Origin of the sequence: Merdimmobilis hominis, assembly GCF_016901855.1 — a bacterium.
GTDB lineage: Bacteria > Bacillota > Clostridia > Oscillospirales > Ruminococcaceae > Paludihabitans.
Genome location: NZ_JACJKY010000008.1, coordinates 1 through 23,720 on the forward strand (window position 1 = coordinate 1; position 23,720 = coordinate 23,720).

The following is a 23,720-nucleotide window of genomic DNA, read 5'->3' on the forward strand; positions in this document are numbered from 1 at the left end:
CAATGAGCGAATACAGCTCAAGACAGGACAAACCCCGATGGAAGTCCGTTATGCTTATGCTGCATAACAGGTGTCCACAAAAAATGTCTACTTGACAGGGGGCGTGTCAATTTCCTGTCCAAATTATAGTACAGAATTGCTGTTTCATCAACTCCTTTACGCAAAAAGCATGGCTGTGATCCATGCGCTCATACACGCACCGATCAAATCACCGATCAGTGCACACGGAATCGCATGTGCTGTCTGTCTCACCTTCGCTGCACCAAAATAGACGGCAACCGTATAAAACGTCGTTTCCGTTGCACCCATCATCACGGATGCTGTTCGTCCTGCAAGACTGTCTGCACCCACCTGCGAAAGTGTATCCTCAAGCACCGCCAGCGCACCGCTTCCCGATAGCGGCCGGATCAGTGCGAGCGGCGCGGTTTCCGGCGGGATTCCGACCGCAGTCAGCACGGGTGAAATCCAAGCGGTGATCTGTGCAAGCCCGCCTGACGCACGCAGCATCCCGATCACTGTCATGAGCAAAACAAGCGGCGGAAGAATGTTTTTGGCGGTCAAAAGACCGTCTTTTGCGCCTTCCACAAATGATGCCATGAGATCAATGCGTTTATAAAATCCGGCAATCAAAATGATACACACAATCACCGGAACAACCCATGCGGTCATGCAGCGCGCTCCTTTCTCTCACGAATTTTTGTGCGTATCCGATTGCAAAGCCGCACCAAACAGACAACGATAGCAGCTGACGAAAAGGACACAATCAAAACAGCCGGCAAAATATCAAACGGATTCTGTGCGCCATGACGCAGCCGCAGCATCGCGACAGTCGTTGGAATCAGCTGAATGGACGCTGTATTCAGTACAGTCAGCAAAATCATACCGTCCGATGCACATTCCGGATGATTCCTGTCTGCAAGCTCCTTCATTGCCGCCACGCCCGCAGGTGTCGCCGCATTTCCAAGTCCCAGCAGATTGGCTGTCATATTGATGCAGATCAATTCACGCGCGCGTGCCGTCAGTGCAACACCACGGAACACAAGCGAAATCATGGGATGCAGCAGTCTTGCAATCAGATCCGTCAGTCCGCTGTCTTTGGCAATCTGCAAAAGGCCGCTCCAAAGGCACATTCCGCCTGCCAGTGTGAGCACAAGCGAAATGGTTTTGCTGCTTTCCGACAAAACGGACTGTGCCACCGCATCCATTGTACCGTTGACAGCACCGAATAAAAGGCCCGCTGCCGCCAAAATGACAAGAATCCACTTCATCTCAAACGCCTGCTTTCCGGATATTGATTTGCCAAAAAAATATATGCACGACTGCCAGAACAATTGTCTGAATTATGCAACGATTTATGAATTTTTTGAAATTTTTTTCAAAACCGTATTGACACACTTTGCGGATCGCAGTAAAATATAACTGAACAAACGACAATATTGTCGATTTTTGGTTCAAGGAAAGGGTTTTGGGTATGAAATCAACAGGCATCGTCAGAAGAATTGACAATCTGGGCAGAGTCGTTCTGCCGATCGAGCTGAGACGTACATTTGACCTCAACAGAGAAGATCCGGTCGAGATCTTTGTTGACAACAATTACATCCTGCTCAAAAAATATGAGCCGGCTTGCATTTTCTGCAACGACGCAGGCGACGTAGTAAACTACAAAGGCAAAAACATTTGCCGTTCCTGCCTCGCGGAGCTCAAAAAGAACGCGGAATAATCCTGTTTCGCAAAAAAGAAACAAGCACACAGAAGACACTGTGTGCTTGTTCTTTTGCCGTTTTTTAAACAATAAAAAAGCACACGGCAAAACCGTGTGCTTTTTTGATAAAAGAAATCTCTTATTTGATTTCGACTTTTGCGCCTGCTTCTTCGAGTTTCTTTTTGATGTCCTCAGCGTCAGCTTTGGAAACGCCCTCTTTGATCGGTTTCGGAGCTTCGTCAACCAGAGCTTTTGCGTCTTTCAGGCCCAGACCAGTGATGTCTTTCACCAGTTTGATAACGCCCATTTTGCTTGCGCCAGCGTCAGCCAGGATAACGTCAAATTCGGTTTTCTCTTCTTCAGCCGGAGCTGCTGCTGCAGCGCCTGCAACCATAACCGGAGCTGCTGCGGAAACGCCAAACTCCTCTTCGATTGCTTTTACGAGCTCGTTCAGTTCGAGAACGGTCAGTGCTTTGATGTCTTCAATAAATTTTGTGATTTTCTCAGAAGCCATGATAATTTACCTCCATTTAATTTTTGTCAATTATGCGGATTCTTTCTGCTCCGCGATTGCATTAAGCGCAACAGCCATACCACGGATATTGCCGGTGAGTACGCTGACGAGCTGTGCCATGAGCTGATCTTTCGACGGAAGTTTGCCGACTGCAACAACTTTTGCAGCGTCGAGCACTTCGCCGTCCATGAAACCGCCTTTGATTGTGAAGCAGTTTTTGATGGAATCAGCATATTTTGCAGCGATTTTTGCCGGAGCAACCGGATCCTCTTCGCACAGTGCGAGAGCGGTTGTGCCTTCGAGAACCGGAATCAAGTCTTCAAGACCTGCTTCTTTTGCAGCAAAACGCAGCATTGTGTTTTTCACAACAGTGTACTGAACGCCTGCTTCTCTGAACTCTTTACGCAGTTTGGTGTCATCAGCAACAGTGATGCCTTTGTAATCCACCAAAACGCCTGCTGCAGAGCCTTTGAGTTTCTCAGTCAGTTCTTTGACATATTGCTCTTTCTGTTTGAGTAATTCTGCACTTGGCATGGATTCACCTCATTTCATCGGAATACTATGAAATGCTGCTATTCCTAAAAACAAAGCCCTCTCCCAAAAGACAGGGAAAGGGCATCATCATTGATCTTGCGATAGCTAAAAAATCTGACGCATTCCCTCGGCAGGCGGGGTGACCCATTATGTGCAACGCACACCTGCTGTCTTAAAGAATAAACAGCATCTATTATATTACAACAAGTTTACGCGTTTGTCAAGCATTAAACACCATATTTTGCGGTGTTCAGTTTTACGCTCGGACCCATGGTTGTGGTCACAGCGCAGGATTTTAAATACTGGCCTTTTGCTGCAGCCGGTTTTGCTTTAACAATTGCACCCATCAGTGTTTCCATGTTTTCGCTCAGTTTCTCAGCGCCAAACGAAACTTTGCCGATCGGGCAGTGAATGATGTTTGTTTTGTCGAGACGGTACTCGATTTTACCAGCTTTTGCTTCGGTGACTGCTCTTGCAACATCCGGAGTAACTGTGCCGGCTTTCGGGGACGGCATCAAGCCGCGCGGGCCGAGGATTTTACCAAGACGGCCAACAACACCCATCATATCCGGGGTTGCGATGACGACGTCGAAATCCATCCAGCCTTCGCCCTGAATTTTCTGAACGAACTCGTCGCTGCCTGCGTACTCAGCGCCAGCTGCTTTTGCAGCTTCAACGTTGTCGCCTTTGCACAGTGCCAAAACGCGAACGGTTTTACCGGTGCCGTTCGGAAGAACGACAGCGCCGCGGACCTGCTGGTCAGCGTGACGGGAGTCAACGCCCAGTCTGACGTGGAGCTCCACTGTTTCATCAAATTTTGCTTTTGCTGTGGAAACTGCCAGTTCCAATGCTTCCATTGTGTCGTATGCTTTGGAGCGGTCGATCAGTTTCGCACTTTCGATATATTTTTTACCGTGTTTCATTATCAATTTTCCTCCCTTAACGTGGTCGATAGCGGAATGTTCCTCCCACCAGGGGTCGTTTAGTCGACAACTTCAACGCCCATGGAACGTGCTGTGCCAGCCACCATGCTCATAGCGGCTTCAATGCTGCCAGCGTTCAAATCAGGCATTTTCTGCTCTGCGATCTGTTTAACCTGCTCTCTGGTGATTTTTGCAACCTTTGTTTTGTTCGGCACGCCCGAACCGCTTTCAATGCCGCAAGCTTTTTTGATCAAAACTGCTGCCGGCGGAGTTTTGGTCACAAAGGTGAAAGAACGGTCAGCATATACTGTGATGACCACCGGAATGAGAAGACCGATGTCGTTCTTTGTACGCTCGTTAAAATCCTTTGTAAACGCCATGATGTTGACGCCGTGCTGACCCAAAGCCGGACCTACAGGCGGTGCCGGAGTTGCTTTGCCAGCCGGAATTTGAAGTTTAATATAACCTGTAACTTTCTGCGCCATAATTGCACCTCCAAAAATTGTGGTAAACGGCGGAACCAAACGGTTCCTCCCACGAACGTCCCTGTCCCGTTACCATTCCTTTAAAAAACAGGGCACGCTTGCACGAAAACCCGTGCAGACAGAAACTCTGCCTTTGCTACACAGCGGCAACCTGATTGAGCGCAAGCTCCACCTGATTGTCGCGTCCGAACATCGATACTGTGATGGTCACAATATTACGTTCGATGTCCACTGCATCAACCACACCGCTGAAGCCTTCAAGCGGTCCGGATACAACGCGGACGCTGTCGCCTTCTTTGTAGTTGACTTCCACGTGAATCTTCTCCACACCGAGCGCCGCAACTTCCTTCTCGGAAAGCGGAACCGGTTTGGAACCAGGACCGACAAATCCTGTCACACCGCGGATGTTGCGGATGACATACCAGGAATCATCGGTTAAGATCATTTTGACAAGAACATAGCCCGGAAAAATCTTCCGTTCCACTTCCCGTTCTTTGCCGTCATCACGAAGCTCCAATACCTTTTCTGTCGGTACGCAGACTTCCTCGATCAAATCCCTAAGGTTTTGATTTTCAACGGCGGTTTCAATGTTATTCGCCACCTTGTTCTCATATCCGGAATAGGTGTGAATGACATACCACTTTGCGGTTTCAGACATGATATCCGTCCTTCCGAAATGGGTTTTAATAGATCAGGGCAAACAAATTGATAAATGCCCAGTCCAAAATCCAGATTGCAACGCCTGTGATTGCCATGCAGATCAAAACGACAACCGTGTTGTTGATAATCTGCTTTTTGCTCGGCCAAACGATCTTTTTGAATTCGCTTTTAAGATCTCTGAAGTAACGACCAACCTTTGAAAAAAAGGAAGGTTTTTTTGCCTTGTCCGATTTTGCTTTTTCCGGTTTTGTCTGGGTGGTTTTTTCGTTCGACATGATACTTTCCACCTTCCGTTACTTCGTCTCTTTGTGAGTGGTGTGTTTCCTGCAGAAACGGCAGTATTTTGTCATTTCCAGTCTGTCAGGATCGTTTTTCTTGTTTTTGACTGTGTCGTAATTACGCTGTTTGCACTCTGTGCAAGCTAATGTAATTTTAACTCTCATTATCGGCACCTCCTGCTTACTACGGAATAATTTTTGCCTCCCTCTTGAGGGGCAGCTCCCGAAAAACGGGCACAAAAAAATAAACCCCATTCGAGGTATGTTTATTGTAGCACAACCCCCCGTGTTTTGTCAACGTTTTTTGCGCAAAAAACGGCGGTTTGACGCTTTGCGCGGCACCGTCCATCCGCAAAACACCATATGTCAGCAAATCGTCAAAATCATACACAAAAACACACCGTCTGAGGCCGTTTTCTCTTGACTTAATGAACAAAATCCGTTAAAATATTTAAATGTAGCGAACTGATAACTTTCAAAGTACTGAAATATCTTTCTATGTTCTTTTTTAAAAAAACAAACAACAGTATCATTATTTATTATGAAAAAGGAGGTTTTATTTTTTCATGGATCCATTGATGACGATTTTATACTGCGTCATCTCGTTTCTTGCATCCGGTGTTATTTTTGGACTGATTGCTTTTAAGCTGGGCATTCGTTATAGAAAAAAAATCGCTGAAGCTGAGATCGGCAGCGCAGAGGAACAGGCGAAAAAAATTGTAGAAGACGCTTATCACGCCGCTGACACAAAAAAGAAAGAAACCATCATCGAGGCAAAAGATGAGATTCACAAACTGCGGACCGATGCAGACCGTGAAATCAAAGAGCGGAGAAACGAGGTTTCCCGCCAGGAACGCCGCCTGGTGCAGAAAGAGGAAACACTCGACAAAAAGATGGACGCACTCGAAGCAAAAGACGAGCTTTTGCAAAAGAAACTGCGCAGTGCAGATGAAAAACTGCAGGAGGCTGAGCGCATTAAAAACAGCCAGATTGACAATTTGGAGCGCATCTCCGGATTGACCGCCGAACAGGCAAAAGAACAGTTATTAGAAAGCTTACAGGACGAGCTTACGCACGAAAAAGCCGTCCGTATTTCAAATTATGAGCAACAATTAAAAGAAGAATGTGAAGAAAAGGCGCGTGAATATATTTCACTTGCCATCAGCCGCTGCGCTGCCGATCAGGTGTCCGAGGCAACCGTTTCTGTTGTAACACTGCCGAACGACGAAATGAAAGGCCGCATTATTGGCCGTGAGGGCCGCAACATCCGCGCAATCGAAACGCTGACCGGCGTCGATCTGATTATTGACGACACACCTGAAGCAATCACACTGTCCTGCTTCGATCCGGTTCGCCGAGAAATTGCAAAAATCGCGCTGGAGCGCCTGATTCAGGACGGACGCATTCATCCGACCCGCATTGAAGAGATGGTCGAAAAAGCAAAACGCGAAGTCGATCAGCGCATCAAAACGGAGGGCGAGCGTGCTGTCATGGAAACAAATGTCCACGGCATCCACAACGAAATCGTCAAACTGCTCGGCCGTCTGCGCTACCGCACAAGTTATGGTCAGAACGTTTTGAACCACTCCATTGAAGTGTCGTATCTTGCAGGCATCATGGCAAGCGAGCTGGGTGTTGACGCAAATCTCGCACGCCGCGCAGGTCTTCTGCACGATATCGGCAAGGCGTTAAACCACGAAATCGAAGGCTCGCACGTTGAGATCGGCGTGGAAGTCTGCCGCAAGTTCAAAGAGAACGCACAGGTCATTCACGCAATCCAGGCGCACCACGGCGATGTCGAAATCAAGACCGTGATTGACGCGCTGGTACAGGCTGCAGATGCAATTTCCGCTGCACGTCCTGCTGCACGCCGCGAAAACCTTGAAAACTACATCAAACGACTGCAGAAGCTTGAAGAGATCGCATGTTCGTATGACGGTGTTGAAAAATCATTTGCAATCCAGGCAGGCCGAGAAATCCGCATTATGGTTCGTCCGGAGGATATCAAAGACGAGCGCATGATCGTCGTTGCACGTGAGATCGCATCCCGCATCGAAAACGAACTCGATTATCCGGGTCAGATCAAAGTTCACCTGATCCGCGAAAGCCGTGCAATCGAATACGCAAAATAAGAAAATAACCCGGTCGGAACACGTTCGACCGGGTTTTGTTATGCCACTAAAACAAAAACACGGTTTGAGGAAATCTCAAACCGTGTTTTATCATATGAAAGGCCTTCTGCTTCTCTCCCCTTAAAAGAATACCCAACCCAGCATATGAATTTCCGATATTTAAATATACGCTTTTGGAATCTTTTCTTTTCAAACAGATTCAATATGTATAATTTATCATATTTTCACCGATATGTCAAGCGTTTTGATAAAACTCATTCCCTTTTAGGTAAAATAAAATACCGGGGTAAAAACCCCGGTATTTTTATTCTTATTCAGCGGATTATTCTTCGATCGCCTGCTCAGCGTCGGAATCAGCAGAACCATCCTGCGGTTCCTCTGCAGGTGCAGCCTGCGCATCCAATTCGCCGCGCATCAGTTTTTCGAATGTATCACCGTTGATCTTTTCGTTTTCAATCAGATAAACGGCAACACGGTCAAGCTGATCTCTGTGCGCTGCAAGCAGCGATTTTGCCTGATCGTATGCATCGTCAATCAACTTGCGGATTTCTTCGTCAATCTGCTGTGCAACTTCTTCGGAATAATTGCGCTGATGACCGAAATCTCTGCCAAGGAAAACTTCACCCTCCGGCTCGCCGTAGACGATCGGGCCGAGTTTTTCACTGAAGCCGTAACGTGTCACCATTTCGCGCGCAATGCGTGTTGCACGTTCAATATCGTTCGACGCGCCGGTGCAGATATCATCAAGCGCTGTTTCCTCTGCTGCACGGCCGCCCAGCAATGTGACGAGGTTTTCCACCATTTTGCGGCGTGACATATGCATCTGATCATCTGCCGGAAGGCTCATGGTATAGCCGGCTGCCATACCGCGCGGAATGATCGACACCTCGTGCACCTTATCCTGTGTTTCGCAGTAGTAGGTGACGACAGCGTGACCGGCCTCGTGATATGCTGTGATTTTTTTATCGTGGTCGTTGATTTTGTGCGACCGTTTCTCCGGTCCAGCCACCACTTTGATGGTAGCCGCTTCGATATCTTCCTCGGTAATTGCCATGCGTTTATTCTTTGCCGCAAGCAACGCCGCCTCATTCAGCAGGTTTTCAAGATCCGCACCGGTAAAGCCCGCGGTGGTGCGTGCGATTTTGTTTAAGTCCACATCAAAGCCGAGCGGTTTGTTGCGCGCATGCACTTTGAGAATTTCCTCACGGCCTTTGACATCCGGATAGCCGACAACAACCTGACGGTCAAAACGGCCCGGACGCAGCAATGCCGGATCGAGTACATCGCGGCGGTTGGTTGCCGCAATAATGATGACGCCTTCATTTTCACCAAAGCCGTCCATTTCAACGAGCAGCTGGTTCAATGTCTGTTCGCGTTCATCGTGACCGCCGCCAAGTCCTGTGCCGCGCTGACGGCCGACCGCGTCGATCTCATCGATGAATACGATTGCCGGTGCGTTTTTCTTCGCGGTCGAGAACAAGTCACGCACACGCGATGCGCCGACGCCGACGAACATTTCCACAAAGTCCGAACCGGAAATCGAATAAAACGGTACGCCTGCCTCGCCTGCAACGGCTCTTGCAAGCAGCGTTTTACCGGTACCCGGAGGGCCTACAAGCAGCACGCCTTTCGGAATACGCGCACCCAGACTGTTAAAACGATCCGGATGTTTTAAGAACTGTACAATCTCGTTTAATTCTTCTTTTTCCTCGTCGGCACCTGCAACCTCGGCAAATGTTGTCTTTTTGCCTGACTGCAGTGTTTTTGCGCCGGCTTTGCTGAACTGATTGATTTTTCCGCCGCCTGCCTGACGCGAGAACATGAAGAACAAGAACACCAGCAGTCCCACCGTGATCAAAATCGAGATCAGCGGGAAAATCCACGACGTATCGGTCGGCGCGATATACTGATATTTCATTTCCTCGCCGGCATTGTCGATGTTGTACTGCTCAACGTACGGATCAATGTCCTCTAAAAACTTCGCAACGTATGCCACCTGTGTTTTGACATACTTGTTTCCGTCTTTATCTGTGGCGGTTGCTTTGATCGATTCGGCTTTCGGATTGTCCATATCGATTTTCATTTCAATCTGTCCGCTGCCCAAATCAAGCGAATATTCCTCAACCAGTCCGTCTTTAAACATATAGACGACATCAGAATATTGATATGTGTCGCCGCCGGTCGGTTTGACCATCGACGACATCATATAGACGCCGAGCATCAACGCAACAATCAGACCAAGATAGATAAAGATGGTCTTTCTTTTATTCTGCAATCAAATCCACTCCCTTGTGTTTGTTATTTTTCGTATACCGACGGTTTTAATACACCGATATACGGAAGATTTCTGTATTTCTCAGCGAAATCGAGGCCATAACCCACCACAAATTCGTCCGGCACTTCAAAGCCGCTGTAATCTGCAAAAATATCCGCTTTGCGGCGCTCCGGCTTATCGAGCAGTGTGCAGATTTTGATCGAACGCGGTCCGCGCTCCAGCAGGATTTTTTTGATATACGAAAGGGTTAAGCCCGAGTCCAAAATGTCCTCAACGATCAAAAGATCGCGGCCGGCAAGCTCGATGTCCAAGTCTTTGATGATTTTGACAACGCCGCTTGTTTTCGCACCCGAGCCATAGCTCGAAACGCTCATGAAGTCAATCTCCGCCGGAACGGTCACTGCACGCATCAAGTCTGCCATAAACACAACAGAGCCTTTGAGCACGCTGACCATCATCAGATTTTTGCCCTCATAATCTTTGCTGATCTGTGCGCCGATTTCCTGTACTTTTTTTGCAAGCTCTTCTTCTGAAATGAGTACGTTTAAGATATCGTTTTCCACCTGTTATTCCTCCGTTTTGTCAATGATAAAAAGCAGGACATTTGTTGTGTCGCCGCTTACTTCCATTCCTTTTTTGGCACCAAAGCCAACCACACCGATCACGCCGGTTTCGTCGCAGACAATCGGTACTGCCGATTTTTCAAACGGTGTAAATCCCGATTCCGAAAACAGCTTTTTAATCTTTCTGGTCACACCTGTTTTCGCAGAGCAAAACCGGTCGCCGTCTATGCGGCTTCGCAGTGTGATCTGTCCCTTTATTGTATCATAGTCAAGTGCAAGATATAATAAATTTTTATAAACTTTTTGGTATACATCTGCGTCTGCGCGCGTCATTTTCTCACACCGCACCGCGCCATACGGTGTATTGGCTGTCATCCCCGGTGACATTCTAACCGCATAAGGCGAAGCAGGCGTGCATTCACCGGCGGTCAGCACACCGCGCCGGATAAAAAAGCAAACGCCGTTTTGCGCGGTCAAGCTTCCGGATGCCATCGAAAACAGTGCGCAAAGCCGTTCACAGAGAATCTCACTCTCGCCAGCACCTGTTTCGTTTAAAATCGCAAGCGCTGTACGCCGTACGATTGCCGGATGCTCGTGCGCAAGACTGCGGCAGTCATATTTCCCGTTTGCCATGCGCATGGCAGCAAGCCGCTTTGCTGTCTGAAAGCTGAAATAATCGTCATCAATCGATAACGACTGTGTCATCCGCGCAATCGCCTGCACTGCGCCGGGATGCACTGCACAAAGTGCCGGAATCACCGTATGCCGCACGCGGTTTCGCGCATAAACGGTCATTTCGTTCGTCGAATCGGTCCGGTATTCAATCTGTTCATCCCGGCAATACGCTTCAATCTCCTCGCGCGTCACCGATAGAAACGGCCGCAGAATCACGCCCCGTTTTTTCGGAATCCCGCACAAGCCGTGCAGTCCGGTGCCGCGCGCCATCCGGTACAGCACCGTTTCGACCTGATCGTTTTTGGTATGCGCCGTCATGATGAACTTGGCACCCGTTTTCTGCCGGATTTCTTCAAAAAACAAATACCGCACAAGCCGGCCTGCTTCCTCGACGGTGCATTTTTGCTTTTTTGCAAGCTTAAAGACGTCCGCACATCGTTCAAAATACGGCACGTCGTACGCTTTGCACCGCTCTTTTACAAACCGTGCATCCGCGTCGGATTCTTCGCCGCGCAAACAATGATTTACATGGCACACTGTGACCCGATAGCCGCACCGAACGAGCGCATGCAGCAGCGCGCTCGAATCTGCACCGCCCGAAACGCCCACGACAACACCGTCACACGGCTTTGCACCGCTTTGTCTGACTGCCTGCTCACATGGGTGGTTCATCGCGGTATTTCTCCACATCTTCAAACCGGGTGTACTGACCGATCCAGCGCAGATCCACATCACCGGTAGAGCCATGACGGTTTTTCGCAACGATGCATTGTGCGTCGTTGCGGTCTTCTGTGTCTTCCTCGTAATAATCCTCGCGGTACAAAAACAGAACAATATCGGCGTCCTGCTCGATCGAGCCGGAGTCACGCAGGTCGGAGAGCATCGGTTTGTGTCCCTGACGCTGTTCTGCCGCACGGGAAAGCTGAGAAAGCAGCAGAATCGGCACGTCCAGCTCTTTCGCCATAATCTTTAACCCTCGCGTGAGCTGGGAAATTTCCTGTACACGGTTTTCCGACCGCTTACCGGTCGACATAAGCTGCAAATAGTCGATAACGACGAGTCCTAAGTTCTTAAGCCGCATCAGCCGCGCTTTGATATCATTGACTGTGACGCCTGCCGCATCGCTGAAATAGAAATTCATCCGGCTTAACACATCGGCACAGCTTGCAAGCTGAACCCATTCGTCGGCGGTTAATTGTCCCACACGAAGCTTATGGCTTTCGATCCGTGCCTCGGACGACATTGCACGCGAAACGAGCTGTTCGTTCGACATCTCAAGCGAAAACATCACGACTTCCTTCTGCGGATATCGTCTTGCCACATTGAGTGCGACGTTCATCGCAAAACTTGATTTACCCATGCCCGGACGTGCCGCCAGCAAAATCAGGTCGGAACGGTTTAAGCCGCCGAGCATCTTATCAAGCTGCGAAAATCCGCTGCGCAGACCCAAGTATTGCTCTTTATCCTCGCCGGTCATTTTCAAAAGCCGGTCATACGTCTCGATAATAACGGAATCCATCTTCGCAAGCGCGGTGTCATCTCTGCCCTGACGGATATCATAAACGCGCTGTTCCGCATATTCAAGCACCTGCTCCGCCGCATATTCACCGTCGCGCGCACGTGCCACAATGTCACCGCACGCCGTAATCAGCGACCGCAGATAATATTTTTCTTTCACAATCCGGCAGTATTCCGACAGATTCGCCGTTGTCGGCACAATCTCCATCAGCTGTACCAGATAAAGCTTCGCATTTTCCGCGCTGTCGAACACCTCGCCGCGCACAACCTCATCAAGTACTGTAATAAAGTCGATCGTGCGGCTTAGGTTAAACATGCCAATGAGAATCGAAAACAGCTCCTGATGCTGTCTTCTGTAAAACATCTCCGGACGCGAAACCTGCTCAAGCACCACTGCAATCCGATCCGGTTCAAGCAAAAGCGCACCGAGTACGGACTGCTCCGCCTCCAGGCTGTACGGCAGATTTTCAAGCGTTTCGGCCGTGATGGTGTTTTGCTGCTCCATGCAAACGCCTCCTTTTTTGAACACCCCAAAAACGAAAAATAAGCCTATCCGCCGGGACAGGCTCTCTTTCGGTTGTTATTGTGCTTCTTTGACACTCACATTCAGTGTCGCGGTCACACCTGTATGAAGTTTGACTTCGCAGGTGTACTCACCAAACGTCTTGATATCCGATTTCACCGAAATCTTCTTTTTGTTGAGATTCAAACGGAACTGCTCGTTTGCCGCATCCGCAATTTCTTTTGCTGTCACAGCGCCGAACAGCCGGCCGCCGGTTCCTGCTTTTGCAAATACGGTGATCGTTTTGCCGTCGATCTGTGCTGCCGCTGCTTTTGCCTCATCGAGTGCAACCTGTGCGTGATGTGCTGCTGCCTCATCTTTTGTTTTTTTCTCGTTCATCGCCGCAGCGCTTGCCTCTACAGCCAGTCCGCGTTTTAATAAAAAGTTTTTTGCATATCCGTCGGATACCTTCACAAGCTCGCCTGCTTTTCCGGTTCCTTTGACATCCTGTTTTAAAATAACCTGCATTTATGCTTCCGCCTTTCTTTCCTTTTTCTCTTGTTCGGCAACGTATTCTTCAATAATTGCCGCCAGCTTTGTGCGTACCAAATGACATTCGGTATCTTTGATCTGCGCGCCGGCCATTGTATGATGTCCGCCGCCGCCAAGCTGTTCCATGATGACCTGCACGTTAAATGCACCCATGGAGCGTGCGGAAATATTGACATTTCCGTTTTCCTGATATAATACAAACGAAGCTTTCACTCCGTTGATATTCAAAAGTTCATCTGCCGCCTGCGGTGCGATCACGCGCATATCATCCGCTGCAAAATCGCACACCGAAATCGCACAGCCGCAGCCTTTGACAATCTCCGCGTTCGACACGATCTGTGTGCGCCGGCGATACGACTCAATCGTCGAAGCAAACAGCTGATTGACCGAAACGGTATCGGCGCCGAGCCGTCTTAAATATGCCGCTGCTTCAAACGTGCGCACGCCCGTTTTGACGACGAAATTCTTTGTATCGAGCATGATGCCTGCCAAAAGCGCTTCTGCTTCCATACGGCCAAGTCTGCATGCATCGCCTAAATACTGAATCAGCTCTGTCACCATTTCAGACGCACTCGATGCAAACGGCTCGTGATAAAAGATCACTGCATTTTGAATATGGTTGACCATTTTCCGGTGATGGTCAATGACAACCACCTGCTTGCACGCCTGATAAATCGCTGGACTTTCAATCAGATCCTGCGTATGCGTATCGACGATGATGAGCAGCGTTTTCTCATTGACAAGATCGCGTGCCACATCCGGCAGACAAATCAAATCCTGTTCCTTATACTCGACCAGCCGCTGCACGAGCACATCCGCAAGATTGCGTCTTGAATCGAGCACAATCGAAGAATTCTTTCCAAGACAGCGCGCTGCTTTCGCCATGCCGATTGCAGAACCGAGTGCGTCCAGATCGGCGAATTTGTGTCCCATCACCAGCACATTGCTGCTGGCTTTAATGAGCTCTGCAAGTGCGGATGCCACGATACGCGTTTTAACCTTCGTCTGTTTTTCGACGCCTTTTGAAAAACCGCCGAAGAACTCATATCCGCCGTCCGTTTTGATGGCAACCTGGTCACCGCCGCGTCCGAGCGCCATTTCGAGCGCCTGCCGTGCTTCATTCTCCGCGCGCTTCATATTATCCGTCACACGCGAAACACCGATTGACAAAGTAACCGGTGTGCGGTTCTCTGTTTCCACCATACGCACTTTGTCGAGAATTTGGAAGCGATTGCGCCGCATTTTGTCAAGATCCTGGCTCTCAACCACCATGACATAACGGTCATGGTCAATCCGGCGGATAAATCCGCTGGTTTCATCGGCAAATTCCTGAATGATATTGCGTACGTCGTTTAGAAGCTTCAATTTGTTGTTTTCCGGTTCGCGGTTAATGGTTTCTTCGTAGTTATCAATCAGCATGGACAAAATGACAGGACGCTTTTTCTCCTCTTCGCGCCGCTTGTTCTCAAGCCTCGTCACATCCACAAAATACATTGCATAAAACGACTGGGGGCCGGCCGTTTTCATGCAGAATGTCTGATAAAATCCACCTTGACATCCAATCATGCGCGGTCCGTTTTCCGCAATATCCTCAGGCGAATCCGGAAACAGGTAGCTTAATCCATAACCGAAAATATCATCACCGTCATGGAGCACCACCGAACGAAACATCTCGTTATACCAAACAATCTCCCCCGCCTCTGTTGAAAAAAGCACGGGCATGGGGAAATACAGCAGTCCTGCTTCCTGTGAATCAGACAGCATTTTGCCGATCGAGGACATCGACTTGCGAAGATCCTGCTGAATCCGGAAGATTTTGATCGCCGCAATCGTATCCACGACGATAACAAACGGCGCTGTGATCAAAAACAGCCGCCAGTCCGCCAAAAACAACAGACCCCACAGCACGAGTGTCATCAGTATCAGCAGTGCATATAATGGTCTTATGAGCCAAAATCGTTTTTGCTTCATAAAAAAGCCCCCTTGCGGCACCTATTACACCTCTGTGATGATCGGCAGAATCATCGGGCCGCGTTTTGTCTTTTTATAGATATAATTCGAAAGTCCGTCACGGACGTTCATTTTAATGGTGCTCCAATCGCGGATTCCCGAATCCAGGCACTGATCCAAAATATTCTTGACCACCTGTTTCGCTTCGGTCATGAGCTCCTCCGCTTCGCGCACATACACAAATCCGCGCGATACAATATCCGGTCCTGCAAGCAGGGTACCGGTCAAACTCTCCATTGTGATGACCACAATAATCAAGCCGTCTTTTGCGAGATGCTGGCGGTCGCGCAGAACGATTGCGCCGACGTCGCCCACACCCAGTCCATCCACGAGCACACGTCCCGACGGCACGGTGCCTGTTTGGCTGATACCGTCCTCCGACACCGTAATCACCTGACCGATGTCGCTGATCATGACGTGCGACGGCTCAATGCCCATCGTTTTTGCAAGCTTTGCGCTCGCTTTCAAATGCTTGAATTCACCGTGAATCGGCATGAAAAATTTCGGTCTGGTCATCGTCATGACGAGTGCTAATTCATCCTGGCAGGCGTGTCCCGAAACGTGCACTTCGTACATCGCTTCATACACAACCTCTGCGCCGAGCTTTAACAAATCATTGACCACACGGGTGACGTGCTTTTCGTTGCCGGGAATCGGCGTTGCAGAGATGATGATGAAATCCTGTGCGGTGACATTCACCTTGCGGTGATCGCCTGTTGCCATACGGGACAGCGCACTCATCGGCTCGCCCTGGCTTCCTGTTGTAATCACGACCACCTTTTCCTGCGGATAGCGGGAAATCGTGTCGATGTCAACGAGCAGTCCTTCCGGAACGCTTAAATAGCCAAGCTCCACCGCAACCGACACGACGTTTTCCATACTTCTGCCGGAAACTGCCACTTTGCGGCCGAATTTTTCCGCCACCGTGATAATCTGCTGAATGCGGTGAATATTCGAAGAGAACGACGCGATGATGATGCGGCGTCCTTCTGCATTGGTAAACAATCCTTCAAATGAACGGCCGACTTTCCGTTCACTCGGTGTAGATCCGGGACGTTCTGCGTTCGTCGAATCAGACAACAGACACAGCACGCCTTTTTCGCCAAGCTCAGCCAAACGTGCAAGGTCGGTCACGCCGCCCTCGATCGGGGTATAGTCGATCTTAAAGTCGCCCGTATGCACCACGATGCCTGCCGGCGAATGGACGACAATGCCCATTGCGTCCGGAATCGAGTGATTCATATGGATAAACTCAACCTTCATGCATCCCATCTGGATGGTATCACGCGGGTTGACGACAAACAGCTTCGCCTGATTCAAAAGACCGTGCTCTTTGAGCTTGCCTTTAATCAGTCCGATTGCAAGCGGTGACGCATAAATCGGAAGCGAAACACGTTTAAGCAGATACGGAATCGCACCGATATGATCCTCATGACCGTGGGTAATCACAATGCCGCGGATTTTATCGATATTCTGTTCAACATATGAAAAATCCGGAATCACCAGATCAACGCCCAGCATATCCGCGTCCGGGAATGCCAGTCCGCAGTCGATGATAAACATATCGCCGCAGCATTCATACAGCGTCATATTTTTGCCGATCTCATTGAGTCCGCCCAATGGAATGATATTGATCGGCGGTTTTTTTGCCTGTCTTTGCGGTGTGCGGCGTGTATTTTTCCGCGGTGCAGACGGTCTGTTCTGCTTTTTATTCGCGGTTTGTGTTTTTCTCTGCGGTTCGCCCGCCTGTTCCCGCTGCAAATCTGCCAAAAGCGCCTCCGGATTCAGCGGTTTGTATGTGCGCTTTCCGTTTGGTACACGGGGCGAACGCTTTTTCGTTTGCTTTTGCTCAGACGGTGCCATCCCGTCGTTTTCATTTAATGATGCGTAATTCTTGCGCAATGTCAGTTCCCTCACTTCGGTTTTGTTCATCGTCCGGATAAAAAGGTACAACTACCAAAGCCGACCTTATATATTCAAAAATCAAAGTCGGTATCCGGGATATGTATTCGTTTTTGTTGTGTGAAATCAAAAGAAACGGGAACAAAATCATGTTGTTCTGTGGCTGCCTGCCGTTTTTCTTTTTCATCCGATCTCTTTGCATCGGCAGCTGTTTCTTTTTTTACAGTTTCTCCGTACATCTACTGTAGATATTATTGTATAACGAATCATAAAAACTGTCAAGTCAGCTGCATTAGGCGCGCTGTGTTTTTCTATTTTATGTCATCTTTTTGCACGTCATACACCTTATTTTCTGTGAATCCCATCGATAAAAAAACGGAAGCATCGTCTGCATCTGCAAACCACGCTTCCGTTTTGTCTTTCTTTTTATTCGTCGAGTTTAAGCACTGCCATGAATGCCTCCTGCGGCACTTCGACACTGCCGAGCGAACGCATCCGCTTTTTGCCCTCTTTCTGCTTTTCAAGCAGTTTTTTCTTTCGGGTAATATCGCCGCCGTAACATTTTGCAAGCACGTCCTTGCGCATTGCCTTGACGGTTTCGCGCGCGATGATCTTTCCGCCGATTGCCGCCTGAATCGGCACTTCGAACAGCTGGCGCGGAATGTTGTCCTTTAATTTCTCTGCAATGCGTCTGCCGCGCTCATACGCCTTGTCCGCATGAACGATAAACGACAGCGCGTCGACGATCTCGCCGTTTAACAGGATATCGAGTTTGACAAGCTTCGACTGCACAAAGCCGGACAACTCATAATCAAACGACGCATAACCGCGTGTTCTCGATTTGAGTGCGTCAAAAAAGTCGTACACAATCTCGTTGAGCGGCAGTTCATAGTGCATTTCGACGCGGGTGACGTCGAGATATTTCATATCCTTAAAGATACCGCGGCGGTTCTGACAAAGCTCCATGATGTTGCCGACAAATTCGTTCGGCGTCAAAATATTCGCTTTGACAAACGGCTCCTCTGCCTGCGCGATCAGTGCGGCATCCGGATAGTTGGTCGGGTTGTCGATCATCTGCACCTCGCCGTTTGTCAGCGTCAGCCGGTACACAACCGACGGTGCAGTCGTGATGAGATCCAGATTAAATTCACGCTCTAATCGCTCCTGGATGATTTCCATATGTAAAAGGCCCAAAAATCCGCAGCGGAAACCAAATCCAAGTGCAATCGACGTTTCCGGCTCAAATGTGAGCGACGCATCATTTAACTGAAGTTTCGTCAGTGCATCGCGCAAGTCCTGATATTTTGCACCGTCCGCCGGATAAATACCGGAAAACACCATCGGATTGACTTTTTTATAGCCCGGGAGCGGTTCTGCCGCCGGACGGTCGGCACGCGTTACCGTATCGCCCACACGCGTATCGCCGATATCCTTAATACTTGCCGCAATATAGCCAACTTCACCTGCATACAGTCCCTCGCGCGGAATGGATGTTTTTGCACCCATATAACCAAGCTCTGTAACGGTATATTCACCGCCCGATGCCATCATCCGGATGGTGTCGCCCACATGAAGCTCGCCGTCCATCACGCGGATATAGACGATAACGCCTTTATAGCTGTCGTAATAGGAATCGAAGATGAGCGCTTTGAACGGTGCATCCTCGTCACCCGACGGCGGCGGCACGTCCCGCACAACTGCTTCGAGCACCGAAGCGATGTTCACGCCGGTTTTTGCGGAGATACGCGGTGCATCCATTGCAGGAATGCCGATAACATCCTCGATTTCATGGCAGACAGTGTCCGGATCAGCCGCCGGCAGGTCAATTTTATTGACAACCGGCACAACCTCTAAATCATGATCGATTGCAAGATACGTATTGGCAAGCGTCTGTGCCTCGACACCCTGCGATGCATCGACCACCAGAATGGCGCCTTCACATGCTGCGAGCGAACGGGATACTTCATAGTTAAAGTCGACATGGCCGGGCGTGTCGATCAGGTTGAGCTGATACGTTTCACCGTCCTGTGCTTTATACTCAATCGTAACGGCGCGGGCTTTGATTGTAATGCCGCGCTCGCGTTCGATATCCATATTATCCAAAAGCTGTTCTTCCATCTCACGGTTTTCGACCGCACTGGTAAGCTCGAGCATACGGTCTGCAAGCGTACTCTTTCCGTGGTCGATATGCGCGATAATACTGAAATTGCGGATTTTATTTTGTCTGTCCGACAAACATCTCACCTCTTTGTATAATTTGCGCCAACGCGGGAAAACTCCCTTATGACGCGGGTTTTCATGATCTTTATTATTATATCATACAGGCGTTTTTCCCGCAATTAAAACATTCCGCAAAAAAAAATAAAAAAAACCGAAAAAAGGTGTTGACATCCTGATTTACATCTGCTATAATAAACAAGCACTCGAGAGACGGGGCAAACAAAACAGAGTAAATTCCGAATCTCGAGTTCACATAAACGCATGATCCACTAGCTCAGCTGGCAGAGCATTTGACTTTTAATCAAAGGGTCCGGAGTTCGAATCTCCGGTGGATCACCACACCAATATTAAACAAAGCCCCCGAGAATATTATTTTCTCGGGGGCTTTGCTATTATGAGATATCTTACAGAACCCTATACGGGCAGATAATATAGAAACAGAGGCAGACTGTCTATTCAGTCTGCCTCTGTTTCTATTTCTTTTGTCAAAACCTCTTTGCCAAGAGCCTTTAAAAAATCGCCAACCAGTTCGGATATTTGAAAAGCTCGGTATTTTACAAAATCTTCTTGGCGTTTTACTTCTTGTTGAATGCTGTCCATATTTTTTAGGCTGACCTTTATATTTGAATAGTCAATTTTAGCGCCCTCATTCGCTTTTTTTAAAGTTTCCAGCTCTTGAAGTGCATAAAGATATTTATTGCATAAATATTGAAAATCAGGCAAAAGGTTATCAAATATAAAGTTGATAAAATCCATGCCGCTAAATTTTAAAAAATTATTTTCTTCCGGCGGGGCATTAAAGATATGCGGCTGATTTTTGAATTGTTCCAGTATTTGCATAGTCGTATCAGATAAACCGAAGGCTTCGCTTCCTACCTGAAATTTATCATCGGAACTTTTACTGTCCGATAGTCCCAATAAGTACTCAAGGGACACCCCGTAATAATCAGCTAAGGCAATTACGCTTGCAACGTTAGGCGTTAAAGGCTCCCTTTCTTCATCTTCGGAATCCAGACTCATTTTATAGTATTTTGAAAGCTGCGTATGTGAAATGCGGACTTTGTTTTCTGTCCGCTGTTTGATTTCATCTGAAATTTCTTTAAAAGATTTTTTGGTTCCGTTTTCTTTCATCTGGCTGGGTTCATGTCTTAACTGATAAAAACGTTCTGAAAAGTCATATAAAAAATTATCATAGTCGGGTTTTTTCATTATTCCAATCCTCCTTTTGTCTATTTGAGTAAACTAAAATTTAATTTTTATGAAAAGTAAAGAAGAATTTTCACTTTAGACAACAACTAAGCCACCTCAAAAAAATCTGCTATAATAAGCGTGTAAACAAAAAGAAATCTTCGCGAAGATATTATAATCTTTAGTTTACAAAATGTCAAGATAGTTTTGAGAGAAAGGGGGATGGCGTTAATGTATGATTTTTTAATCAGCAAAGAGCAGGCAAGGCAATTTGCCTATGACTGTTTTGATGCCATCGTCCGTGATATCAAAGCTATGGAAGAAAACATTGATGAAACACAAGAAGCAGATGGTACCGACTGTCAATGTGCGTAATCTCAAATTATGGAGGGACTATTTATGGCAGGTCAAGTATTATTTACTCTTTACTATAACCATTTTCGCAGTGAACTCAAAAATACAAAATATCCGCTTTGCAAAGAAGTACATACAGTTGATGATTTAAAGGGTGTAGTTGCTTACGATCATGTTTGTGCTTTGTATCAAGATGGTCATAGAAAAATTGCAAACTTTATTCAGTCAAACTGTAGCATGTTTGATGTGGATAATACTGAAAGTGATAACTCCGAACTGTGGACAACTCCTGATGATGTAAGAAAAGCATTTCCGAATGTGCCTTTTTATGTGTGCTATTCTCGAAATCACATGAAACAAAAGAAGGATAAAGCACCAAGACCAAAGTTCCATGTTTACTTTGCCCATTCGGTAATTAACAACAGTCAGGAGTACGCTCAACTCAAGCAAAAAGTCTGTTCTTATTTTCCAGCTTTTGATGATAATGCAAAGGATTCAGCCCGCTTTTTTATTGGGGTTGAAAATCCCCAGATTGAATTTTTTGATGGCAATGTGCTTTTATCTGATTTTATGGAAACTGTTAAACCCTCTGTCAAAGATGTTTCTGCAAAAGGAGAGAGCAATATAATTCCAGAGGGTAGACGGAACGCTACATTATATCAGTTCGCTGTTCGTGCGCTCGTCCGCTATGGTGAAAATCCTGCTTATCTCATGTTCACAAAAGAATCTCAAAAATGCTCACCGCCTCTTGATGAAAAAGAGCTGTCTGGCATTTGGAAAAGTGCATTGAAATTTTACCGTGGAACGGTCTTGTTGTCACCAGACTATGTTTCGCCGGCGCAGTATAATTTTAGTGTATCACAAAATAAATCCCCCCTTCCGATAGCAGATATGTATATTTGGCAGAATTTAAAAATCAGAGTGGGAAGAGACAAAAGGTGGTGTATTGAAGTTACAAGACTCTTTTTACAGGCTTTTGGAATCCACATTAGAATCAATGATATGAACTGCCGCATAGAGATTGACGGATTACCGCCTGAATATAGTGGTGAAGACGCTTTGTCTCTATTGGTAACACTAATATATGATTCAGCAATTATGATGGGCTATAGATATGTAAATGAAAAACATATTTACAACCATCTATCTGTTATTGCAAATGAAAATCGGTATCACCCTGTATTGGAGTGTATAAATGCCCAGTTATGGGATGGGAATGACCGTTTAGCTGAATTGTACCGTATCATGGGTCTGTCTGATGAATTCCACAAAACTCTTGTAAAAAAGTGGGCCTTGCAAACGATTGCTGTGCTCTATAACACACAAGATCATCCAGTTTCCGCACAAGGGGTATTAGTGCTACAAGGGGAGCAAGGTATCGGCAAAACAGAATTGTTCCGCCATCTTGCTGTTTTTGATAAATTTTTCAAAGGGGGCGCTACTTTAGATATGTCCAATAAAGATAGTACCATGTCTGCAACAAAGGTGTGGATATGTGAATTGGGAGAAATTGACAGCACGACAAAGAAGGAACAATCAGCATTGAAAGCATTTTTGACTGAGCAAACTGACCGTTACCGTGAACCCTACGCCCGCCATGAAACAATCCGTCCACGTCGGACATCGTTTTGCGGGACTGTCAATCCTAAAGAATATCTAAGAGATGTTACAGGGAACAGAAGGTTCTGGACAATCCCCATTGAAAAAATGGACACAAATGCAATCTTCAGTTATTCATCTGAATGGTACTTGCAGTTTTGGAGACAAATTTATCAAGAGTACAAAAAAAATCCAAAAGGACATCTGCTTACCCCAGAAGAACAGGATAGAGTAAATTGTCTCAATGCTAATTTTGAAACAGATGTTTATGGAGAAGATGAGTTTATTTCTCTTTTTGATACCACAGCCGACCTGTCAAGATGGGGTAGAAGAACTGCGGCTGAAATAGCTGATATTCTGAATAAAAGATATAAAGGGTTAAATATCCGGAGTGAAAGCATCGGCAGGCAGCTTATCCCACGTTTGGAAAAACGGACAGGCCAAGTATTCAAACGTAGCAGTAGCAATGGCAAAAGATATATAAACTGTCCGCCTTTGTCAGTCTCTATAGATGATGATTCTGATAGCTATTCTTTTGCACCATTTACAAGTGAGGATTTCAGGGATTTTACTGATGAAGATGTAATCTTTTGATATGAAAGTGAGGGTAGGGTAGGAAAAAATATCAAAAGATAAAAAAATGAGTGCTTTTTATAAAGTTCTATGATTTTTTGCCCCTACCCTGCACTTCCTACACTTTTTGAAAAAATATCTACACAAAAAAGCCATTGATTCCGTTTTTCGGGTTCAATGGCTTTTTTCATATTATGATGTTTCCCCCGTTATTCTTCCAAACGGTCATAATCTATCTCATAGGTATCTTCAACGTACTCCCCTTCGGGTAAGTCGTACTCCAGCGTGTTCACCAGTTGAAACGCTTCTTTCAGAGAACTAGCGGACACAGGAATAATCGCCCTCATCTGCCAAGTCACGGGGATCCTATAAATGACTTCTTCATTCGCATAAACTGGGCTGTATACTTTTCTTCTTATCATAAATATACTACCTTTCTAATTCGTGTAAATTTCGTTTTTAAGGCCGGTTTCATACTATCCGATAAATTTAGCAGAAAACCGTTGTTCACACACCCAGGTTAGATGTCTCCCCGTTTTAAAAGGCAGTTTGACGGTTTCA

At 47.2% G+C, this 23,720-nt stretch carries 23 protein-coding genes, 1 tRNA gene and 1 other annotated feature; of the genes, 5 read left to right on the forward strand and 19 right to left on the reverse strand.

Annotation, left to right across the window (positions count from 1 at the left end; genetic code table 11):
* Window positions 1-156: 156 nt before the first annotated feature.
* The gene (locus H6A12_RS06290) at window positions 157-669 is read right to left on the reverse strand and encodes a spore maturation protein (RefSeq protein WP_204445987.1); all 513 of its coding nucleotides are present in this window, start codon (window positions 667-669) and stop codon (window positions 157-159) included.
* Window positions 666-1,268 (reverse strand): nucleoside recognition domain-containing protein, encoded by a 603-nt coding sequence (locus H6A12_RS06295; protein WP_204445989.1) that lies wholly within the window; start codon window positions 1,266-1,268, stop codon window positions 666-668. The genes H6A12_RS06290 and H6A12_RS06295 overlap by 4 nt, the downstream gene beginning before the upstream one ends.
* A 203-nt stretch (window positions 1,269-1,471) precedes the next feature.
* Here H6A12_RS06295 and H6A12_RS06300 point away from each other — a divergent pair, with 203 nt between their 5' ends.
* Entirely contained in the window at window positions 1,472-1,720 is a 249-nt protein-coding gene (locus H6A12_RS06300) for an AbrB/MazE/SpoVT family DNA-binding domain-containing protein (RefSeq protein WP_204445991.1), read from the forward strand.
* Window positions 1,721-1,841: 121 nt separating this feature from the next.
* On the opposite strand, the gene rplL is transcribed toward H6A12_RS06300, so the two are convergent.
* The 7 genes from rplL to rpmG form a co-directional block, all read right to left on the reverse strand.
* The gene (gene rplL / locus H6A12_RS06305; RefSeq protein WP_204445994.1) at window positions 1,842-2,216 is read right to left on the reverse strand and encodes a 50S ribosomal protein L7/L12; all 375 of its coding nucleotides are present in this window, start codon (window positions 2,214-2,216) and stop codon (window positions 1,842-1,844) included.
* A 30-nt stretch (window positions 2,217-2,246) separates the two neighbouring features.
* Entirely contained in the window at window positions 2,247-2,750 is a 504-nt protein-coding gene (gene rplJ / locus H6A12_RS06310) for a 50S ribosomal protein L10 (RefSeq protein ID WP_204445996.1), read from the reverse strand.
* Window positions 2,751-2,790: 40 nt separating this feature from the next.
* Window positions 2,791-2,945 (reverse strand) — a sequence feature (ribosomal protein L10 leader region).
* A gap of 32 nt (window positions 2,946-2,977) precedes the next feature.
* Window positions 2,978-3,673, reverse strand: a complete 696-nt coding sequence (gene rplA, locus H6A12_RS06315; RefSeq protein WP_204445998.1) for a 50S ribosomal protein L1 — start codon at window positions 3,671-3,673, stop codon at window positions 2,978-2,980.
* A 59-nt stretch (window positions 3,674-3,732) separates the two neighbouring features.
* The gene (gene rplK / locus H6A12_RS06320) at window positions 3,733-4,158 is read right to left on the reverse strand and encodes a 50S ribosomal protein L11 (RefSeq protein ID WP_204446001.1); all 426 of its coding nucleotides are present in this window, start codon (window positions 4,156-4,158) and stop codon (window positions 3,733-3,735) included.
* Window positions 4,159-4,294: 136 nt separating this feature from the next.
* Window positions 4,295-4,816 (reverse strand): transcription termination/antitermination protein NusG, encoded by a 522-nt coding sequence (gene nusG, locus H6A12_RS06325; protein WP_204446003.1) that lies wholly within the window; start codon window positions 4,814-4,816, stop codon window positions 4,295-4,297.
* A 25-nt stretch (window positions 4,817-4,841) separates the two neighbouring features.
* Window positions 4,842-5,093, reverse strand: a complete 252-nt coding sequence (secE, locus tag H6A12_RS06330) for a preprotein translocase subunit SecE (protein WP_204446005.1) — start codon at window positions 5,091-5,093, stop codon at window positions 4,842-4,844.
* An 18-nt stretch (window positions 5,094-5,111) separates the two neighbouring features.
* Window positions 5,112-5,261 carry a 50S ribosomal protein L33 gene (rpmG, locus tag H6A12_RS06335; RefSeq protein ID WP_204446008.1) on the reverse strand — a complete coding sequence of 50 codons (150 nt, stop codon included), beginning with the start codon at window positions 5,259-5,261 and terminating at the stop codon, window positions 5,112-5,114.
* A gap of 401 nt (window positions 5,262-5,662) precedes the next feature.
* On the opposite strand from rpmG, the gene rny reads away from it, so the two are divergent.
* Window positions 5,663-7,228 (forward strand): ribonuclease Y, encoded by a 1,566-nt coding sequence (gene rny, locus H6A12_RS06340; protein ID WP_204446010.1) that lies wholly within the window; start codon window positions 5,663-5,665, stop codon window positions 7,226-7,228.
* Window positions 7,229-7,550: 322 nt separating this feature from the next.
* Here the strand turns inward: rny and ftsH are convergent, their stop codons facing one another.
* From ftsH to lepA, 8 genes are all read right to left on the reverse strand, one after another.
* On the reverse strand, window positions 7,551-9,503 hold the full coding sequence (ftsH, locus tag H6A12_RS06345; protein WP_275955292.1) for an ATP-dependent zinc metalloprotease FtsH: 1,953 nt from the start codon (window positions 9,501-9,503) through the stop codon (window positions 7,551-7,553).
* A 23-nt stretch (window positions 9,504-9,526) separates the two neighbouring features.
* The gene (gene hpt / locus H6A12_RS06350; RefSeq protein ID WP_204446012.1) at window positions 9,527-10,066 is read right to left on the reverse strand and encodes a hypoxanthine phosphoribosyltransferase; all 540 of its coding nucleotides are present in this window, start codon (window positions 10,064-10,066) and stop codon (window positions 9,527-9,529) included.
* Between the two features lie 3 nt (window positions 10,067-10,069).
* Window positions 10,070-11,413: a tRNA lysidine(34) synthetase TilS gene (tilS, locus tag H6A12_RS06355; protein WP_204446016.1), complete on the reverse strand. Its 1,344-nt coding sequence runs from the start codon at window positions 11,411-11,413 to the stop codon at window positions 10,070-10,072.
* The gene (gene dnaB / locus H6A12_RS06360) at window positions 11,397-12,764 is read right to left on the reverse strand and encodes a replicative DNA helicase (protein ID WP_204446018.1); all 1,368 of its coding nucleotides are present in this window, start codon (window positions 12,762-12,764) and stop codon (window positions 11,397-11,399) included. Before dnaB ends, tilS begins: the two co-directional genes overlap by 17 nt.
* Before the next feature lie 75 nt (window positions 12,765-12,839).
* Window positions 12,840-13,289, reverse strand: coding sequence for a 50S ribosomal protein L9 (gene rplI, locus H6A12_RS06365; RefSeq protein ID WP_204446020.1), 450 nt, complete (start codon window positions 13,287-13,289; stop codon window positions 12,840-12,842).
* Entirely contained in the window at window positions 13,290-15,284 is a 1,995-nt protein-coding gene (locus H6A12_RS06370) for a DHH family phosphoesterase (RefSeq protein WP_204446023.1), read from the reverse strand.
* A gap of 24 nt (window positions 15,285-15,308) precedes the next feature.
* A complete protein-coding gene (locus tag H6A12_RS06375) occupies window positions 15,309-17,255 on the reverse strand; it encodes a ribonuclease J (protein WP_243415337.1) in 1,947 nt (648 codons plus the stop codon).
* Window positions 17,256-17,651: 396 nt separating this feature from the next.
* On the reverse strand, window positions 17,652-19,460 hold the full coding sequence (gene lepA, locus H6A12_RS06380) for a translation elongation factor 4 (protein ID WP_204446025.1): 1,809 nt from the start codon (window positions 19,458-19,460) through the stop codon (window positions 17,652-17,654).
* Window positions 19,461-19,708: 248 nt separating this feature from the next.
* Here lepA and H6A12_RS06385 point away from each other — a divergent pair.
* Window positions 19,709-19,784, forward strand: a tRNA-Lys gene (locus H6A12_RS06385).
* 117 nt (window positions 19,785-19,901) lie between these two features.
* Here the strand turns inward: H6A12_RS06385 and H6A12_RS06390 are convergent.
* Entirely contained in the window at window positions 19,902-20,654 is a 753-nt protein-coding gene (locus H6A12_RS06390) for a helix-turn-helix domain-containing protein (protein ID WP_204446027.1), read from the reverse strand.
* Between the two features lie 210 nt (window positions 20,655-20,864).
* Here H6A12_RS06390 and H6A12_RS06395 point away from each other — a divergent pair, with 210 nt between their 5' ends.
* Together H6A12_RS06395 and H6A12_RS06400 are read left to right on the forward strand one after the other, a co-directional pair.
* On the forward strand, window positions 20,865-21,008 hold the full coding sequence (locus H6A12_RS06395) for a hypothetical protein (RefSeq protein WP_204446028.1): 144 nt from the start codon (window positions 20,865-20,867) through the stop codon (window positions 21,006-21,008).
* 24 nt (window positions 21,009-21,032) lie between these two features.
* Window positions 21,033-23,180, forward strand: a complete 2,148-nt coding sequence (locus H6A12_RS06400) for a VapE domain-containing protein (RefSeq protein WP_204446029.1) — start codon at window positions 21,033-21,035, stop codon at window positions 23,178-23,180.
* A gap of 188 nt (window positions 23,181-23,368) precedes the next feature.
* On the opposite strand, the gene H6A12_RS06405 is transcribed toward H6A12_RS06400, so the two are convergent.
* The gene (locus H6A12_RS06405; RefSeq protein WP_003532585.1) at window positions 23,369-23,581 is read right to left on the reverse strand and encodes a hypothetical protein; all 213 of its coding nucleotides are present in this window, start codon (window positions 23,579-23,581) and stop codon (window positions 23,369-23,371) included.
* Between the last annotated feature and the right edge of the window lie 139 nt (window positions 23,582-23,720).

Bases quoted from the DNA above. Each gene is read 5' to 3' on its own strand.
- H6A12_RS06395 (WP_204446028.1), top strand. From the start codon at position 20,865: ATGTATGATTTTTTAATCAGCAAAGAGCAGGCAAGGCAATTTGCCTAT.
- rplJ (WP_204445996.1), bottom strand. From the start codon at position 2,750: ATGCCAAGTGCAGAATTACTCAAACAGAAAGAGCAATATGTCAAAGAA.
- H6A12_RS06375 (WP_243415337.1), bottom strand. From the start codon at position 17,255: ATGAACAAAACCGAAGTGAGGGAACTGACATTGCGCAAGAATTACGCA.
- H6A12_RS06405 (WP_003532585.1), bottom strand. From the start codon at position 23,581: ATGATAAGAAGAAAAGTATACAGCCCAGTTTATGCGAATGAAGAAGTC.
- H6A12_RS06300 (WP_204445991.1), top strand. From the start codon at position 1,472: ATGAAATCAACAGGCATCGTCAGAAGAATTGACAATCTGGGCAGAGTC.
- rplL (WP_204445994.1), bottom strand. From the start codon at position 2,216: ATGGCTTCTGAGAAAATCACAAAATTTATTGAAGACATCAAAGCACTG.
- rpmG (WP_204446008.1), bottom strand. From the start codon at position 5,261: ATGAGAGTTAAAATTACATTAGCTTGCACAGAGTGCAAACAGCGTAAT.
- rplK (WP_204446001.1), bottom strand. From the start codon at position 4,158: ATGGCGCAGAAAGTTACAGGTTATATTAAACTTCAAATTCCGGCTGGC.
- tilS (WP_204446016.1), bottom strand. From the start codon at position 11,413: ATGAACCACCCATGTGAGCAGGCAGTCAGACAAAGCGGTGCAAAGCCG.
- H6A12_RS06290 (WP_204445987.1), bottom strand. From the start codon at position 669: ATGACCGCATGGGTTGTTCCGGTGATTGTGTGTATCATTTTGATTGCC.
- rny (WP_204446010.1), top strand. From the start codon at position 5,663: ATGGATCCATTGATGACGATTTTATACTGCGTCATCTCGTTTCTTGCA.
- H6A12_RS06400 (WP_204446029.1), top strand. From the start codon at position 21,033: ATGGCAGGTCAAGTATTATTTACTCTTTACTATAACCATTTTCGCAGT.
- H6A12_RS06295 (WP_204445989.1), bottom strand. From the start codon at position 1,268: ATGAAGTGGATTCTTGTCATTTTGGCGGCAGCGGGCCTTTTATTCGGT.
- H6A12_RS06390 (WP_204446027.1), bottom strand. From the start codon at position 20,654: ATGAAAAAACCCGACTATGATAATTTTTTATATGACTTTTCAGAACGT.
- nusG (WP_204446003.1), bottom strand. From the start codon at position 4,816: ATGTCTGAAACCGCAAAGTGGTATGTCATTCACACCTATTCCGGATAT.
- rplA (WP_204445998.1), bottom strand. From the start codon at position 3,673: ATGAAACACGGTAAAAAATATATCGAAAGTGCGAAACTGATCGACCGC.
- H6A12_RS06370 (WP_204446023.1), bottom strand. From the start codon at position 15,284: ATGAAGCAAAAACGATTTTGGCTCATAAGACCATTATATGCACTGCTG.
- secE (WP_204446005.1), bottom strand. From the start codon at position 5,093: ATGTCGAACGAAAAAACCACCCAGACAAAACCGGAAAAAGCAAAATCG.
- dnaB (WP_204446018.1), bottom strand. From the start codon at position 12,764: ATGGAGCAGCAAAACACCATCACGGCCGAAACGCTTGAAAATCTGCCG.
- rplI (WP_204446020.1), bottom strand. From the start codon at position 13,289: ATGCAGGTTATTTTAAAACAGGATGTCAAAGGAACCGGAAAAGCAGGC.